A 14,600-nucleotide genomic window follows, 5' to 3' on the forward strand; every position below is an offset into this window, starting at 1 on the left:
TGCTATCGTGTACACCAACAATAGTCCGAAAACGGATAGGTGGCAGGCACATGAAACGTAGACATCTGATGACAGGTGGGGCGGCAATGCTGACCCTTGGCGCATGCAGCGCCCCAAGCAAATTCCAACGCTACAACGGGCCCGAGGTTACGGGCATCGTCGTCAACAAGGCCGAGCGGAAGATGTTCCTGCTCAACGAGGGTCGTGTGCTGGAGCAATATGACGTCCGGCTGGGGTTTGCCCCGGAAGGGCATAAGGAGATCGAAGGCGACGGGCGCACGCCCGAGGGTGTCTATTACATCAACCGCCGCAATCCCAACAGTCGCTTCCATCTGTCGCTCGGGATCTCCTATCCGAACGCTGAAGACCGGGCAAAGGCCGCAGCAATGGGCAAGAAGCCAGGCGGCGATATCTTCATCCACGGTCAGAAAGTTCCCTTCCGGCGCGACAAGGGTGACTGGACCTGGGGCTGCATCGCCATCGACAACAAAGAGATGGAAAAGGTGTATGCGATGGTCAATGACGGCACGCCCATCGCAATAAATCCCTGACATGCTACGAAAAACGCCGCGGGAGGAACTCTCCGCGCGGCGTTGCTTTCAAAGCGCTTTGAATAGTCTCAGGTGCCGAAACCGCTGCCCTGCGGAGCACCCATCACCAGCGTCCACCAGATCTTGCCATTGGATTCCTGGAACCAGCTGAATCCCATATCCCTTGCTTCGGGCGACATGATGATCCGGCGTGTGTCGGGTTGCGCCATCCAGGCCCCCAGGGTTTCCAACTCGGTCTCATATGTCTCTGAAATGACCTCTCCCACCAGTTGACCCGAGTAGCCCACCCGCTGAACCCGGTCGAGCGGGGAGGACCCGTCGGACCCGAAGTGCCACGGACGGTTCTGTACCTGCATGTCGCGGGAGTGAGTTGCCGCGGCAGCAGTCAGCTGTGAATTGAGCTGTAGCGGGACAAGCCCCGACGCGCCACGCAGGGTGTTGACCGAATCAAGCATGCGGAATGGGATCTGATCCGCCTCACGCGCGGTAATCTTGTAGGCGCGCGGCACAGGCTGGCCATCCGAGCCAAGCGTCGGCGCCGCCGGCTGACAGGCCGCCAGAAGCATCATGGCGGCAAACAGGGCAGAAAGAACACGGATCATGCTGATACTCCACGCAAGCATTTCCGGTGCAATACATGCTGCGCTGCAACAGTTCAAATGCACTTCACCGTGAGACGGGCGCAGAGCCGTGGTTTGATTTGAAAACGTGGCTTTGCGGCACTATACCGGGGGTATCAGTTTTGGATCGGAGACAGACATGTCACACGAAAACTTCAAGAATCAGAGCCGCCGCGCCTTTCTCGCCGGCAGCGCATCGTTGCTGGCCGCACCTGCCGTGGCGCAATCCACATCGGCGGTAAACAGCCAAGCGACGACAGAAAACGAACGCGATCTCAGCGAAGTCGTGCGCCGCAACATCTCCAGCTTTCGCACGCTGGATTGGCGTCCCTATTTCGACAACACACGCAACGGGGCGATTCTTGTCGATATCGACAGCCGCGCCGTGCACTACTGGTCCGAAGATCAGAGCATTTACCGGTTGTTCCCGTCGAGCGTGCCTTTGACGCAGGAATTGACGCGCCGGGGCCGCACCCGCGTGACCCTGAAGGATCCCAACCCGTCGTGGCGTCCGACACCCTCGATGCTCAAGCGCAATCCCGAATGGCCGTCATTCATCGGGCCGGGGCCTGATAACCCCTTGGGAACACGCTCACTTCACCTAAGCTGGACGTATTACCGTATTCACGGCACGCATGACACGCGCAAGATCGGGCGCCGGTCGTCTAACGGCTGCATCGGGCTCTACAACGAGCATATCGAAGAGCTCTACGAGATGGCAAATGTCGGCACGCAAGTGTTGCTTATTTGACGACATTTTGTCGGGACGGCGTGTGGTTTGCTGAATGCATGTTTTCTTTTCCGAGGATTGCTGGTTAGAAAAATCTCACGAGGTAAGTCTTTGTGTGCGTCGTACTGAGAAATGCGTCGCACGAAATCCTGGAGGATATACTATGAAAAAACTCGTTCTCGCCGCTGCTCTGACAGCTGCCGCTTCCGCTGCTTCCGCCGGCTCCCTGGCAGACCCAGTCATCGAAGCGCCCGTCATCGTTGAAGAAGCTACCAGCTCTTCCGCTGGCGTTCTGGTCCCAATCCTGCTGCTGGTCCTGGTTGCCGCAGCTCTGGCAGACTAATTCAACCTCATCGGTTGTAAGATCTAAAAAGGCGGCATCCTGTGCCGCCTTTTTTACGTCCCGCAGGTGGGTGAAGGGCCCTCAGACCCAGCCCATCAGGTTCTCGCGGATCACATTCGAAAGCGCGGTGATATGCGCGTCATCGTCGTTGAGGCAGGGAATATAGGTGAAATGCTCGCCGCCCGCTTCCTCGAAGCTTTCAAAAATCTCTTCGTTGATCTCTTCCAGCGTTTCGATGCAATCGGCCGAAAAAGCCGGGGCGCAGACAGCGATGTTCTTCTTGCCCGCTTCGGCCAGCCGCGCGACTTCTTCGACAGTATAGGGCTTGAGCCATTCTTCGGGGCCGAATTTCGACTGGAACGTCGTCTTGATCTCGGTATCGTCCCAGCCCAGCCGTTCTTTCAGCAGACGCGTCGTTTTCTGGCACTGACAATGGTAGGGATCGCCCTCCATCAGGTAGCGTTTGGGCACCCCGTGGTAGGAACAAACAAGGATGTCGGGCCGCGTTTCCAGCTCCGCGTACTTGCGTTCGATCGATTGCGCCAGCGCCTCGATATAGTCGGGGCGGTCGAAATAGGGCTGCACCGTGCGCGCGGCCGGCTGCCATTTCTCCTTGCCCAACGCCTCGAAGAACTTGTCGCAGGCGGTGGCCGACGTCGCGCCGGCATAGTGGGGATAGAGCGGGAAGAACAGGATCTTCTGGCAACCCGCCTCGACCATTTTGCGCACGCGGCTGGGGGTCGATGGATTGCCGTAGCGCATGCAGAAATCGACCATGACGGTATCGCCGTAGGTGGCGTGCATTTCCTTGGCGATCTTGGCGGTCTGCGCTTTGGTGATGGTCATCAACGGGCTCTCGCCCTCTTCCTCGTTCCAGATCGACTTATACGCCGCACCCGAGGTGAAGGGCCGCTTTGTCAGGATGATCAACTGCAGCAGCGGCTGCCACAGCCAAGGCGAATAGTCGATGACACGCTGATCAGACAGGAATTCCCCCAGATAGCGGCGCATCGACCAATAGTCGTAGTTATCCGGCGTGCCGAGGTTGCCGACAAGGATCCCTATCTTCGGGCGCGGCACCTTTGGGTGGTCGTCATCCGCATGCGCGGGACGGGCTTCGCTCACAGTGGCTTGCATGTCTTTCATCGGTCCATCCCGCGTTGTTTGGCTGTCACATAGACAGATTTGCCGGTGCGTCAATCAGCCAGCGGTTGTTCGGTCGCTGCCAGCGCATCCGCCAGTCGTTGCTGGGCAGAGCCGGGGCGCAGCGGCTTTTGCTGCGAATCGTCCGGGGCCCAACCGGTCAGCACCTGCAATTCATAGCTTGCCCGCAGCCGTCCTGCCGGCGTGGCAAAATGCTGCGCGTAGAGTTCCTGCGCACGGTCAAATACGGCCCGGCGGGTCGGATGACGCTGACGCGCTGTCAGCGCGTTGGTCTCGCCCATGGCGCGCAGATCATGGCAAAGATGCCGGATATCGCGATACTCGGCGGTCATCACAGCCGTATCGGCCACCGGCAGCGCCAGCCCCGCCCGTTGCAACAGCCCGCCCAGATCCCGCAGATCCGGCAGCGGCGCGATCCGCGGCGACAGGCCCCCGGTCACCGCGACCTCTGCCTCGCCCAGCGCGCGGCGCAATTCCTGCAACGTGTCGCCCCCCAGACTGACAGAGATCATCAACCCATCGGGACGAAGCGCCCGCCGGCATTGGATCAGCTGCCCCACCGGATCATTGGCCCAATGCAGCGCCATCATATGCAATACCAGATCGCAGCTGCCCGGCGTCAGATCCAGCGTATCGGTGTCCGCCACGATCCGCGCGGCAGGAAAGGCATCGGCCCAGAAACCGGGATGTCCCGTCACGATTGCCACATCCGTGAACGATTTGTTAACCATCTCCAGCCGATCCTGAACCTCGGCCAGAGCCGCCTCATGCAGAAACAGCGCGTCCCGGTGGACACGGGCGCGGTGACGCGCGAGCGCGTGGGTATCGGTCATTGGTTTCGTCATGAAGGGGATATAGGGCCGTGCTGGCACAACTGCAAACCGCCGTCTCGTTGATCTATCCGCCGCGCTGTATCCCCTGCGGCGGGCTGGTGGACAGTGACTTTGGCCTGTGCGCCGCCTGCTGGCGCGAGACGCAGTTCATCGGCATCACCATCTGCGAAAGTTGCAGCACCCCATTGCCACCCGGTGGTCACGACGAGACGCTGCATTGCGACGCCTGTCTTCAGGCACCACCGCCCTGGGTGCAAGGCCGCGCGGCGCTGGTTTATGGCGGGGTCGGGCGCAAGCTGGTGCTGTCGCTCAAACACGGCGACCGACAGGAAATCGCGCGCCCCGCAGGTCTGTGGATGGCAAGCCGGATGCGGGCGGGCGCGCCCGACGACACACTCGTTATCCCCGTTCCACTGCACTGGCGCCGTCTGTTGAAACGGCGTTACAACCAATCCGCCCTGCTGGCCCGTCAAACCGCCCGCGCACTGGGGGCAGAGCTTTGCGTGGATGCGCTGGTGCGCCGCCGGGCAACGCAATCTCTGGACGGAAAATCGCGCGAGCAACGCTTTGCCACGCTTGCCAATACCATCGCGCCCCATCCGCGCAACGGCGCCGTGATCGAGGGGCGCGCGGTGCTGCTGGTCGACGACGTGATGACCTCGGGCGCGACACTCACCGCGTCGACATGGGCCTGCCTGGAGGCCGGTGCCCGCGAGGTTCGGGTGGTGACACTGGCGCGGGCGGTGAAAGATACCTAGATATGGGGTCAACCCAGATCAAAGGACCGACCAAATGCAGCCCGTCGAAATCTACACATCACCCCTTTGCGGCTTTTGCCACGCAGCCAAAAGGTTGCTGAACCAAAAAGGCGTAAGCTTTTCAGAAGTGGACGTTCTCGCAAATCCCGATCGCAAGTCCGAGATGATCGAACGCGCCGACGGCCGCCGCACGGTTCCCCAGATCTTTGTCGGGGAAACCCACGTTGGCGGCTACGATGACCTGAACGCGCTGGAGCGGGCGGGCAAGCTGGACGCGTTGCTCGCCGCGTGATGCGCGGCGCGATCCTGCAACTCAACGTCAGCGATGATCCGGCGGCGAACCTGCCGGTCACGCTGGCGATGGTGGCCGAGGCCGCGCAGGCGGGCGCGCAGATGATCTTTACGCCAGAGGTCACAAATATCGTCTCGACCAGCCGCGATCACCAGCGCGCCGTGCTGCATGCAGAGGCTGATGATCCCACGCTTGCCGCCCTGCGCGATGCTGCGAAGCTCCACGGCATCTGGGTCCTGATCGGCTCTCTCGCGCTCAAGACGGACGATGCCGACGGGCGTTTCGCAAACCGGTCGTTCCTGATCTCGCCCGAAGGCAAAATCGCCGCGCGCTACGACAAGATCCACATGTTCGACGTCACCGTAAGCGCGACAGAGAGCTACCGCGAATCGGCAGGCTATCGTCCGGGCAGCCGCGCAGTCGTCGCGCAGACCCCCCACGGCACGCTGGGCCTCACGATCTGCTACGACGTCCGCTTTCCTGCGCTGCATCACGCCTTGGCGCAGGCGGGCGCGCAGATCCTTGCCGTGCCGTCGGCGTTCTCCCCCACGACGGGGGCCGCGCATTGGCACACTCTGCTGCGCGCCCGCGCGATTGAAACGGGGTGTTTCGTCATCGCGCCCGCCACCTGCGGCACCCACGCCAGCGCCGCCCATAAACCCCGCGAAACCTATGGTCATTCACTTGTCGTGAGCCCGTGGGGGAGGTCATGCTGGACGCAGGCACCGCGCCGGGGGTATATCCGTTCGAGATCGCGATAGAAGAGGTCGACCGCGCCCGCGCGCGCGTGCCCAGCCTCACCCACAGCCGCAACTTTACGGGACCCTGATGGCCGACGACCGAAATACCCTCGCGATACTACTGTTCAGCGAGATCCTCGGCACGGATCAGATCCTGCGCAACCGGTTGAGCAAGGTGCTGCCCAAGGGAATGGAAATTTCGCATTTCTCGGTGCTCAACCACCTTGCATGGCGCGGGGTGGAACGCTCCCCGGCGCAGCTGGCAGAGACGTTTCACGTCACGCGCGGTGCGATGACCAACACGCTCAATAAACTCGAATGGGCGGGCTATATCCACGTGCGCCCCGATTGGGACGATGCACGCCGCAAGATGGTCGCGATCAGCCCGGCGGGCCGTCAGGCGCGCGAATCCGCGCTGAGTTCGATCACGCCGATGATCACGCAGGTCGTCGATGAGCTGGGCGAAGAAACGGTGCGCGCCACGCTCCCGGCGCTGCGCGAGCTTCGACGCCAGATGACAAAGGACAGCTAGCGCTTCAGGCTGGCGGTGACGTAGTTCACACTTAAATCCCGCGCCGACAGCCGCCAGGTCCAGGTCACCGGATTGAACACGAATCCCTTGCGATCCACAGGCTCCAGACCCGCTTCCTCCAGCAGCGCAAACAGCTCGTCCGGCGTGATGAATTTCGACCATTCATGCGTGCCCTTGGGCAACCAGCGCATCACATGCTCCGCCCCGATAATCGCCACGACATAGCTTTTTGGATTGCGGTTGAGCGTTGAGCAAATGTGCAAGCCGCCGGATTTCAGCAACCGCTGGCACGCGGTTAGATACGAGATCGGGGAGGCGACGTGTTCCACCACTTCCATATTCAACACCACATCAAATTGCTCACCCGCCTCGGCCAGCGCCTCGGCGGTGGTGTGGCGATAGTCGATGTCCAAGCCCGATTGCCGCGCGTGCACCTGCGCCACAGGGATATTGCCCGCCGCCGCATCTGCGCCCACCACGGTGGCACCCAGCCGCGCCATGGGCTCTGACAGCAATCCGCCCCCGCAGCCAATGTCGAGGATGCGCAACCCTTCAAACGGCGCGGGCGCAGTCAGGTCGCGCCCGAATTCTCCGGCAATCTGGTTGGTGATATAATCCAGACGGCAGGGGTTAAGCATGTGCAGCGGTTTGAATTTTCCGTTGGGGTCCCACCACTCTGCGGCCATCGCCTCGAACTTGGCCACTTCACCGGTATCGACCGTGCTTTGAGACGCTTGCATTCCGGGATCCTCTGTATTCATTGTCGCGTTTCGTACTATATAGGGTCTCGATGGACAAACACCCGGATCAAAAGCGCGCAGTGCAGTATCTTTACCCGCCCCTCGACCCGTTCGACCGGCGGATGCTGGACGTGGGCGAGGGGCACGAAGTCTACGTCGAGCAATGCGGCAATCCCGACGGCATCCCCGTCGTCGTGCTGCACGGCGGGCCGGGTGGCGGGTGCAGCCCGTCAATGCGGCGCTATTTCGATCCCGCTCGCTACCGCATCGTCCTGTTCGATCAACGCGGCTGTGGCCGCTCGCGGCCCCACGCGTCGGTCAAGGACAACACGACGTGGCATCTGGTGCGCGACATCGAGCTGATCCGCGAAACGCTGGGCATCGGCCAATGGGTCGTGTTCGGGGCAGCTGGGGGGCGACGCTGTCGCTGATCTATGCCCAGACGCACCCGGAGGCCGTGCGCAATCTGGTGCTGCGCGGCGTGTTCCTGATGACGCAGGCCGAGCTTGACTGGTTCTACGGCGGCGGTGCCGGTAAATTCTGGCCCGAGGTCTGGGCCAAGTTCACGGCCCTCGTGCCCGAGGATGAGCGTGGCGACTACATCGCCGCCTATCACCGGCGCCTGTTCTCCGACGATATGACGCAGCAGACCCGCTATGCCCGCGCGTGGTCTGGCTGGGAAAACGCGCTCGCCTCGATCCATTCGGCGGGGCAGATGATCGAGGGGCCGGGGGAATACGCCCGCGCCTTTGCCCGGCTCGAGAATCACTATTTCATCAACGGCGGGTTCCTTGAATACGACGGCCAAATCCTCGCGCAGATGGACCGGATTGCGCATATCCCCGGCGTCATCGTGCAGGGCCGTTACGATATGATCTGCCCGCCCGAAAGCGCCTATGCAATCGCGCGCAACTGGCCGCGCGGCGAGCTCAAGATGGTCCGCAACGCGGGCCACGCGCTGAGCGAGCCGGGCATTTCAGCCGAGCTGGTGCGCGCCATGGACCGGATCGCGCTGACATGAGCCGCCGTCCCCTTGACCGACGCGCGCTGTTCGCCAGCGGTGCCGCCGCCGCCCTGCTGGCGGCTACGGGCGTCAGCGCCGGGCCGCTGCCCGCGCGCGGTGGGCACCTGCGGTTGGCGGTGTCGGGGGCAGCGCGCGACGATAGCTGGACGCAGGGGGAGGGGCTGTTCATGCGGCTCGCCCGCGTCGGCCTGATCTACGAGACGCTGACTGAAATCGCCGCCGACGGCACCCTGCGCCCCGATCTTGCGACCGCGTGGCGAAGTGCCGATGCCGGTCGCCGCTGGCGCTTTGACCTGCGCCGGGATGCGGTTTTTCACGACGGCGCGCCCTTCACCGCAAAGGATGCCGCCGCCAGCCTTGCCGCGATAGGCACAGCCCGCGCGACGGGCCGCTTTGGCGTTGAGGTCACGCTCGACCGGCCCGACCCCGCACTGCCTTTCTCCCTTGCCACCCTCCCGATGCGCCCGGCCCACGCGCCGGATGCGGGCATCGGCACGGGGCTTTATACCCTGCGGCGTTTCACCCCCGGCCAGCAGCTGATCGCGGACCGTACCGCGACCCACCGCAAGGATGGCGCGGCGGGCTGGTTCGACACGGTCGAGCTCGTCTCGATCCCCGCCGCCCCCGTGCGCGCGCAGGCCGTGGCCGAATACCTCGTGGACGGCGCAGACATCGACGACGCCACACCGCTTACCGGTTTCGACGATATCGCGCTGTTTGACGGCCACGCCATCGCGCGCTCCATCGCCCTGCCTCCCGTCACCGGCACCACAGCGCCCTTCGACGACCTGCGCGCGCCCCTACGCTGGTGGCTGGCCTAGCCCTTGCATCCCGGCGCCCCCGGGCGTATATGCCTCTTAACAGCGGCGCGCTCGGGTCCACACCAAGCGCCCACCGAACCACGATAACGGGCCGCGCGCCCGTTTTTTTGTGCCCGAACGCCTGAGCCAAAGTGAGACCATGACCAACGACCTGATCGCCAAAGCAGCCATCGACCAGCGCCTCGCCGAGATCGTTACCCCGGTGATCGAGGATATGGGGTTTGAGCTGGTGCGCATCCGGCTGATGTCGGGCAAGACCACGACGCTGCAAATCATGGCCGACCGCCCCGATGGCGGGATCGAGGTCGATGAATGTGCGCAGATCTCCACCGCCGTGGGCGCCGTTCTGGATGTCGAGGATCCGATCCTCGATGAATACGCGCTCGAAGTGTCGAGCCCCGGCATCGACCGCCCGCTCACACGGCTCAAGGATTTTGACGCCTTCGAAGGCTACGAGGCCAAGATCGAGACGACCGAGCTGATCGACGGTCGCCGCCGCTTCAAGGGGGAGCTGGCGGGCATCGAGGGCGACGAGGTGCTCATCAACGTCGAAGAGGGCACTGTGGGTTTGAAATTCGACTGGCTGTCGGACGCCAAACTGGTGCTCACCGACGAGCTGATCAAGGAAATGCTGCGCCAGCGCAAGGAAGCTGGCGTGATCGACGAAGAAACCTTTGACGAAATTGCCGAAGATGACGGCGAGGGAGAAGACTGATGGCCATTACATCCGCAAACCAGCTGGAACTGCTGCAAACCGCCGAGGCCGTGGCCCGCGAAAAGATGATCGACCCCGGTCTGGTGGTCGAGGCGATGGAGGAGAGCCTCGCGCGCGCGGCCAAATCCCGCTACGGCGCCGAAATGGATATTCGCGTCAGCATCGACCGCAAGACCGGTCGCGCGACATTCACCCGCGTGCGCACCGTGGTCGAAGAGGATGAGCTTGAGAACTACCAGGCCGAATTCACCGTCGAGCAGGCCAAGCAGTACATGGAAAACCCCGCCGTCGGGGATACCTTCGTCGAGGAAGTACCCCCGTCGAGATGGGCCGCATCGCCGCGCAATCGGCCAAGCAGGTGATCCTGCAGAAGGTCCGCGAAGCGGAGCGTGACAAGCAGTACGAAGAATTCAAGGACCGCGTGGGAACAATCATCAACTGCCTGGTCAAGCGCGAGGAATACGGCAACGTCATCGTTGATATGAACCCCGGCGAAGGCATCCTGCGCCGCAACGAAAAGATCGGCCGCGAGGCGTACCGCCCCAACGACCGCATCCGCGTCTACATCAAGGATGTGCGCCGCGAGCAGCGCGGGCCCCAGATTTTCCTGAGCCGTACCGCGCCGGAATTCATGGCCGAGCTGTTCAAGATGGAAGTGCCCGAAATCTACGACGGCATCATCGAGATCAAGGCAGTCGCCCGTGATCCCGGTTCGCGTGCCAAGATTGCCGTGATCTCCTACGACAACTCCATCGACCCCGTGGGCGCCTGCGTCGGCATGCGCGGCTCCCGCGTGCAGGCCGTCGTGAACGAGCTTCAGGGCGAGAAAATCGACATCATTCCGTGGAACGAGGATCAGCCGACGTTCCTTGTGAACGCGCTTCAGCCCGCCGAGGTGTCCAAGGTTGTTCTCGACGAAGAGGCCGGCAAGATCGAGGTCGTCGTGCCCGAAGAGCAGCTGTCGCTCGCCATCGGGCGTCGTGGCCAGAACGTGCGCCTTGCCTCGCAGCTGACGCATCTCGACATCGACATCATGACCGAAGAGCAGGAAAGCGCGCGCCGTCAGGCCGAATTCGAAGAGCGCACCAAGCTCTTCATGGATACGCTTGATCTGGACGAATTCTTTGCCCAGTTGCTGGTCTCCGAAGGGTTCACCAATCTCGAAGAGGTCGCTTATGTCGAGATTGACGAGCTGACCGTGATCGACGGCGTCGACGACGATACCGCGACAGAGCTCCAGGCCCGCGCCCGTGACGTACTCGAGGCGCAGGCCAAGGCAGCCCTTGATGCCGCCCGCGCGCTGGGCGCCGAGGACAGCCTTATTGAATTTGACGGGCTCACCCCCCAGATGATTGAGGCGTTGGCCAAGGACGATGTCAAAACCCTCGAAGATTTCGCCACCTGTGCGGATTGGGAGCTGGCCGGCGGCTGGACAACGGTGAACGGCGAGCGCGTCAAGGACGACGGCACGCTTGAGCCCTTCGACATGAGCCTTGAAGAAGCGCAGCACCTGATCATGACCGCCCGCGTCCTGCTGGGTTGGGTGGACCCAAGCGAGCTTGAGCCCGACGTCGAAGAAGAAGAGGTCGAGCACGACGAGGAGGCCGGGGCCTGATCGCAGGCCCTGGAGCGGCAGACATGGGACGCGGTGGTGCCCCCAAAGAGCGCGATGGCGCGGAACGCAAATGTCTCGCCACCGGCGAGACACAGCCCAAGGACGGGCTGATCCGCTTTGTCGTCGGGCCCGAGGGTCAGGTCGTTCCCGATATCTTGGGAAAGCTGCCCGGACGTGGTATGTATGTCGCTGCAGATCGCGCGGCGGTTGAAAAGGCCGTCGCGAAAAAACTGTTCGCGCGCGGTGCAAAACAGCCGGTGACAGTGCCGGAGGGGTTGGTCGACGAGGTCGAAAAACAGCTCGCCCGCCGGGTGGTCGATCTGATCTCGATGCAGCGCAAGGCCGGACGGGCCGTGGCTGGCTATGAAAAGGTCAAAGGCTGGCTGCAAACGGAAGAAGCCGAAGTTCTGATCCAGGCTGTGGACGGATCGGGACGCGGCAAATCGAAACTAAGCACGCCGCATTATGGCTCCTACATCGGGTGTCTGACGGCGGATGAACTTGGGTTGGCGTTCGGACGTCAAACTGTGATACATGGGGCGCTCGCCTCTGGTGGACTCACGCAACGTGTAGTAGAGGAAGCCAAACGATTGAACGGCGTGCGCAAAAATGAGGCTGGCAGCGGCCAGTCGAAAGGATAGACGAGCTAGATGAGCGATAGTGACGGCAAGAAAACATTGGGTCTGCGCGGCGGTGGGTCGCGTCCGGGGAACGTAAAGCAAAGCTTTAGCCACGGGCGGACCAAGAACGTCGTGGTCGAAACCAAGCGCAAGCGTGTCGTGGTCCCGAAACCCGGTGGCCAGAAACCAACCGGCCCCGGCGCCGGCCCCGTTGGCGATCCCTCGAAACGTCCCGCAGGCATCACCGATGCCGAGATGGACCGCCGCCTGAAGGCCGTTCAGGCCGCCAAGGCGCGCGAGGCCGAAGAGGCCGCCGCCCGCGACGCCGAGGAAAAAGCCCGCGCCGAAGAGCGTGAGCGTCGTCGCGCCGAGATCGAAGAGAAAGAGCGCGAAGAGCGCGAGCGTGAGGAAGCTCTCAAGGCGAAAGCCGAGGAAGAGGCGCAAAAGGCCCGCGAAGCCGCGGCTGCCGCGGCTGCCCCCGCCGTGGTCGAACCGACCCGCGCGGCCCCCAACAAATCCGCGCCCCAGCAGACACCACGCAAGACCGACCGCGACCGCGAAGACACCAACAAGAAGAACCAGCGCGACGACAGCCGCCGCTCTGGCAAACTGACGGTGAATCAGGCTCTGCGCGGCGGCGAAGGTGGCCGTCAGCGCTCCATGGCGCAGATGAAGCGCAAGCAGGAGCGCGCGCGTCAAAAGGCGATGGGCGGCAACGTCGAGCGTGAAAAGGTCGTGCGCAACGTGAACCTGCCCGAGGCGATTGTCGTATCCGAACTGGCGCAGCGGATGTCCGAAAAGGTCTCCGAGGTGGTCAAGGCGCTGATGAACAACGGCATGATGGTGACACAGACGCAGACCATCGACGCCGATACCGCCGAGTTGATCATCGAGGAGTTCGGCCACAAGGTCGTGCGCGTCTCTGACGCCGACGTTGAAAACGTGATCCAGGAGGTTGAGGACGACGAGGGCGATCTGCAAGGGCGCCCGCCGGTCATCACGATCATGGGTCACGTCGACCACGGCAAGACATCGCTGCTCGACGCGATCCGAAACGCGCGTGTTGTTGCGGGCGAGGCCGGTGGCATCACCCAGCACATCGGCGCCTATCAGGTGACGACCGAAGGCGGGCAGGTACTGTCTTTCCTCGACACGCCCGGCCACGCGGCGTTTACCTCCATGCGCTCCCGCGGGGCGCAGGTGACGGATATCGTGGTTCTGGTGGTTGCCGCCGATGACGCCGTGATGCCCCAGACGATCGAGGCGATCAACCACGCCAAGGCGGCCAAGGTGCCGATGATCGTGGCGATCAACAAATGCGATAAACCCGCCGCCGACCCGGACAAGGTCCGCACGGATCTATTGCAGCACGAGGTCATCGTCGAAAAGATGTCCGGTGAAGTGCAGGACGTCGAAGTGTCGGCCACTACCGGTCAGGGTCTGGACGAGTTGCTGGAAGCCATCGCGCTTCAGGCCGAGATCCTTGAGCTCAAGGCGAACCCCGACCGCGCCGCTGTCGGCGCCGTGATCGAAGCGCAGCTTGATGTGGGTCGTGGCCCGGTCGCGACCGTGCTGGTGCAAAACGGCACCCTGCGTCAGGGCGATATCTTCGTCGTTGGCGAACAGTACGGCAAGGTGCGCGCCCTGGTGAACGATCAGGGCGACCGCGTGAAGGAAGCCGGCCCATCGGTGCCCGTCGAGGTGCTTGGCCTCAACGGCACGCCAGAGGCGGGTGACGTTCTCAACGTGACCGAGACCGAAGCGCAGGCCCGCGAAATCGCCGAATATCGCGAAAAAGCGGCCAAGGACAAACGCGCCGCCGCCGGTGCCGCGACTACGCTCGAACAGCTGATGGCAAACGCCAAGGCCGACGAGGACGTGAACGAGCTGCCGATCCTGGTAAAAGCCGATGTTCAAGGCTCCGCCGAAGCGATCGTTCAGGCGATGGAGAAGATCGGCAACGACGAGGTGCGCGTGCGTGTCCTGCACTCCGGTGTGGGGGCGATCACCGATACCGATGTCGGTCTGGCCGAAGCCTCCGGCGCCCCGATCATGGGGTTCAACGTGCGGGCAAACGCCTCCGCCCGGAATTCCGCCAACCAGAAGGGTGTCGAGATTCGCTATTACTCGGTCATCTACGATCTGGTCGACGACGTGAAGGCGGCGGCATCCGGCCTGCTCAGCAACGAGATCAAGGAGAACTTCATCGGCTACGCCAACATCAAGGAGGTCTTCAAGGTCACCGGTGTGGGCAAGGTCGCGGGGTGTCTGGTCACCGAAGGGGTGGCACGCCGCTCCGCCGGGGTGCGTCTGCTGCGCGACAACGTGGTCATCCACGAAGGCACACTGAAAACGCTCAAGCGCTTCAAGGACGAAGTTGCCGAAGTGCAGTCCGGCCAGGAATGCGGCATGGCCTTCGAGAACTACGATGATATCCGCCCTGACGACGTGATCGAGATCTTCACGCGTGAGGAAGTGACCCGCACGCTCGACTGATCTATC

The 14,600-nt window shown here is 62.8% G+C and carries 14 protein-coding genes and 3 pseudogenes; 13 read left to right on the top strand and 4 right to left on the bottom strand.

Features of this window, described 5'->3' with window-relative positions; genetic code table 11:
* Positions 1-50 precede the first annotated feature (50 nt).
* On the top strand, positions 51-551 hold the full coding sequence (locus tag KDD17_RS15060; protein ID WP_212704405.1) for a L,D-transpeptidase family protein: 501 nt from the start codon (positions 51-53) through the stop codon (positions 549-551).
* A 68-nt stretch (positions 552-619) separates the two neighbouring features.
* Here KDD17_RS15060 and dalA read toward each other — a convergent pair whose 3' ends face one another.
* Positions 620-1,153 (bottom strand): divisome-associated lipoprotein DalA, encoded by a 534-nt coding sequence (dalA, locus tag KDD17_RS15065; protein WP_212704406.1) that lies wholly within the window; start codon positions 1,151-1,153, stop codon positions 620-622.
* Positions 1,154-1,310: 157 nt separating this feature from the next.
* Here dalA and KDD17_RS15070 point away from each other — a divergent pair, with 157 nt between their 5' ends.
* Entirely contained in the window at positions 1,311-1,922 is a 612-nt protein-coding gene (locus KDD17_RS15070; RefSeq protein WP_212704407.1) for a L,D-transpeptidase, read from the top strand.
* Positions 1,923-2,064: 142 nt separating this feature from the next.
* On the top strand, positions 2,065-2,244 hold the full coding sequence (locus KDD17_RS15075; RefSeq protein ID WP_212704408.1) for a hypothetical protein: 180 nt from the start codon (positions 2,065-2,067) through the stop codon (positions 2,242-2,244).
* An 81-nt stretch (positions 2,245-2,325) separates the two neighbouring features.
* Here the strand turns inward: KDD17_RS15075 and hemH are convergent, their stop codons facing one another.
* Together hemH and KDD17_RS15085 are read right to left on the bottom strand one after the other, a co-directional pair.
* Positions 2,326-3,381, bottom strand: coding sequence for a ferrochelatase (gene hemH, locus KDD17_RS15080; RefSeq protein ID WP_431358159.1), 1,056 nt, complete (start codon positions 3,379-3,381; stop codon positions 2,326-2,328).
* A gap of 59 nt (positions 3,382-3,440) precedes the next feature.
* Complete coding sequence (locus tag KDD17_RS15085; protein ID WP_212704410.1) at positions 3,441-4,253, bottom strand: methyltransferase domain-containing protein; 813 nt, start codon at positions 4,251-4,253, stop codon at positions 3,441-3,443.
* Positions 4,254-4,270: 17 nt separating this feature from the next.
* Between KDD17_RS15085 and KDD17_RS15090 the strand changes: the two genes are divergently transcribed.
* From KDD17_RS15090 to KDD17_RS15105, 4 genes and pseudogenes are all read left to right on the top strand, one after another.
* The gene (locus KDD17_RS15090; protein ID WP_254796817.1) at positions 4,271-4,999 is read left to right on the top strand and encodes a ComF family protein; all 729 of its coding nucleotides are present in this window, start codon (positions 4,271-4,273) and stop codon (positions 4,997-4,999) included.
* A gap of 34 nt (positions 5,000-5,033) precedes the next feature.
* On the top strand, positions 5,034-5,291 hold the full coding sequence (gene grxC, locus KDD17_RS15095; RefSeq protein ID WP_212704411.1) for a glutaredoxin 3: 258 nt from the start codon (positions 5,034-5,036) through the stop codon (positions 5,289-5,291).
* Positions 5,291-6,120: pseudogene (locus tag KDD17_RS15100) on the top strand (carbon-nitrogen hydrolase family protein). The gene grxC and the pseudogene KDD17_RS15100 overlap by 1 nt, the downstream one beginning before the upstream one ends.
* On the top strand, positions 6,120-6,563 hold the full coding sequence (locus KDD17_RS15105) for a MarR family winged helix-turn-helix transcriptional regulator (RefSeq protein ID WP_212704412.1): 444 nt from the start codon (positions 6,120-6,122) through the stop codon (positions 6,561-6,563). Before KDD17_RS15100 ends, KDD17_RS15105 begins: the two are co-directional and overlap by 1 nt.
* Here the strand turns inward: KDD17_RS15105 and ubiG are convergent.
* Positions 6,560-7,303 (bottom strand): bifunctional 2-polyprenyl-6-hydroxyphenol methylase/3-demethylubiquinol 3-O-methyltransferase UbiG, encoded by a 744-nt coding sequence (gene ubiG, locus KDD17_RS15110; RefSeq protein ID WP_212704413.1) that lies wholly within the window; start codon positions 7,301-7,303, stop codon positions 6,560-6,562. The genes KDD17_RS15105 and ubiG overlap by 4 nt on opposite strands.
* A 50-nt stretch (positions 7,304-7,353) precedes the next feature.
* Here ubiG and pip point away from each other — a divergent pair.
* The 6 genes and pseudogenes from pip to infB all read left to right on the top strand — a co-directional run bounded on the left by pip (position 7,354) and on the right by infB (position 14,594).
* Positions 7,354-8,324 (top strand): annotated as a pseudogene (pip, locus tag KDD17_RS15115) (prolyl aminopeptidase).
* Positions 8,321-9,148 carry an ABC transporter substrate-binding protein gene (locus tag KDD17_RS15120; protein ID WP_212704414.1) on the top strand — a complete coding sequence of 276 codons (828 nt, stop codon included), beginning with the start codon at positions 8,321-8,323 and terminating at the stop codon, positions 9,146-9,148. Before pip ends, KDD17_RS15120 begins: the two are co-directional and overlap by 4 nt.
* Before the next feature lie 139 nt (positions 9,149-9,287).
* Positions 9,288-9,863, top strand: coding sequence for a ribosome maturation factor RimP (gene rimP / locus KDD17_RS15125; protein WP_212704415.1), 576 nt, complete (start codon positions 9,288-9,290; stop codon positions 9,861-9,863).
* Positions 9,863-11,478, top strand: a pseudogene (nusA, locus tag KDD17_RS15130) (transcription termination factor NusA). Before rimP ends, nusA begins: the two are co-directional and overlap by 1 nt.
* A 23-nt stretch (positions 11,479-11,501) precedes the next feature.
* Positions 11,502-12,119, top strand: a complete 618-nt coding sequence (locus tag KDD17_RS15135; protein WP_212704416.1) for an RNA-binding protein — start codon at positions 11,502-11,504, stop codon at positions 12,117-12,119.
* A gap of 9 nt (positions 12,120-12,128) precedes the next feature.
* Entirely contained in the window at positions 12,129-14,594 is a 2,466-nt protein-coding gene (infB, locus tag KDD17_RS15140; protein WP_212704417.1) for a translation initiation factor IF-2, read from the top strand.
* Positions 14,595-14,600: the final 6 nt, after the last annotated feature.

It is taken from the genome of Sulfitobacter albidus (genome assembly GCF_018200035.1).
Taxonomy (GTDB): domain Bacteria; phylum Pseudomonadota; class Alphaproteobacteria; order Rhodobacterales; family Rhodobacteraceae; genus Sulfitobacter; species Sulfitobacter albidus.

Coding starts and splice junctions, on each gene's coding strand:
- KDD17_RS15060 (WP_212704405.1), top strand. CDS start 51: ATGAAACGTAGACATCTGATGACAGGTGGGGCGGCAATGCTGACCCTT.
- dalA (WP_212704406.1), bottom strand. CDS start 1,153: ATGATCCGTGTTCTTTCTGCCCTGTTTGCCGCCATGATGCTTCTGGCG.
- KDD17_RS15070 (WP_212704407.1), top strand. CDS start 1,311: ATGTCACACGAAAACTTCAAGAATCAGAGCCGCCGCGCCTTTCTCGCC.
- KDD17_RS15075 (WP_212704408.1), top strand. CDS start 2,065: ATGAAAAAACTCGTTCTCGCCGCTGCTCTGACAGCTGCCGCTTCCGCT.
- hemH (WP_431358159.1), bottom strand. CDS start 3,381: ATGCAAGCCACTGTGAGCGAAGCCCGTCCCGCGCATGCGGATGACGAC.
- KDD17_RS15085 (WP_212704410.1), bottom strand. CDS start 4,253: ATGACGAAACCAATGACCGATACCCACGCGCTCGCGCGTCACCGCGCC.
- grxC (WP_212704411.1), top strand. CDS start 5,034: ATGCAGCCCGTCGAAATCTACACATCACCCCTTTGCGGCTTTTGCCAC.
- KDD17_RS15105 (WP_212704412.1), top strand. CDS start 6,120: ATGGCCGACGACCGAAATACCCTCGCGATACTACTGTTCAGCGAGATC.
- ubiG (WP_212704413.1), bottom strand. CDS start 7,303: ATGCAAGCGTCTCAAAGCACGGTCGATACCGGTGAAGTGGCCAAGTTC.
- KDD17_RS15120 (WP_212704414.1), top strand. CDS start 8,321: ATGAGCCGCCGTCCCCTTGACCGACGCGCGCTGTTCGCCAGCGGTGCC.
- rimP (WP_212704415.1), top strand. CDS start 9,288: ATGACCAACGACCTGATCGCCAAAGCAGCCATCGACCAGCGCCTCGCC.
- KDD17_RS15135 (WP_212704416.1), top strand. CDS start 11,502: ATGGGACGCGGTGGTGCCCCCAAAGAGCGCGATGGCGCGGAACGCAAA.
- infB (WP_212704417.1), top strand. CDS start 12,129: ATGAGCGATAGTGACGGCAAGAAAACATTGGGTCTGCGCGGCGGTGGG.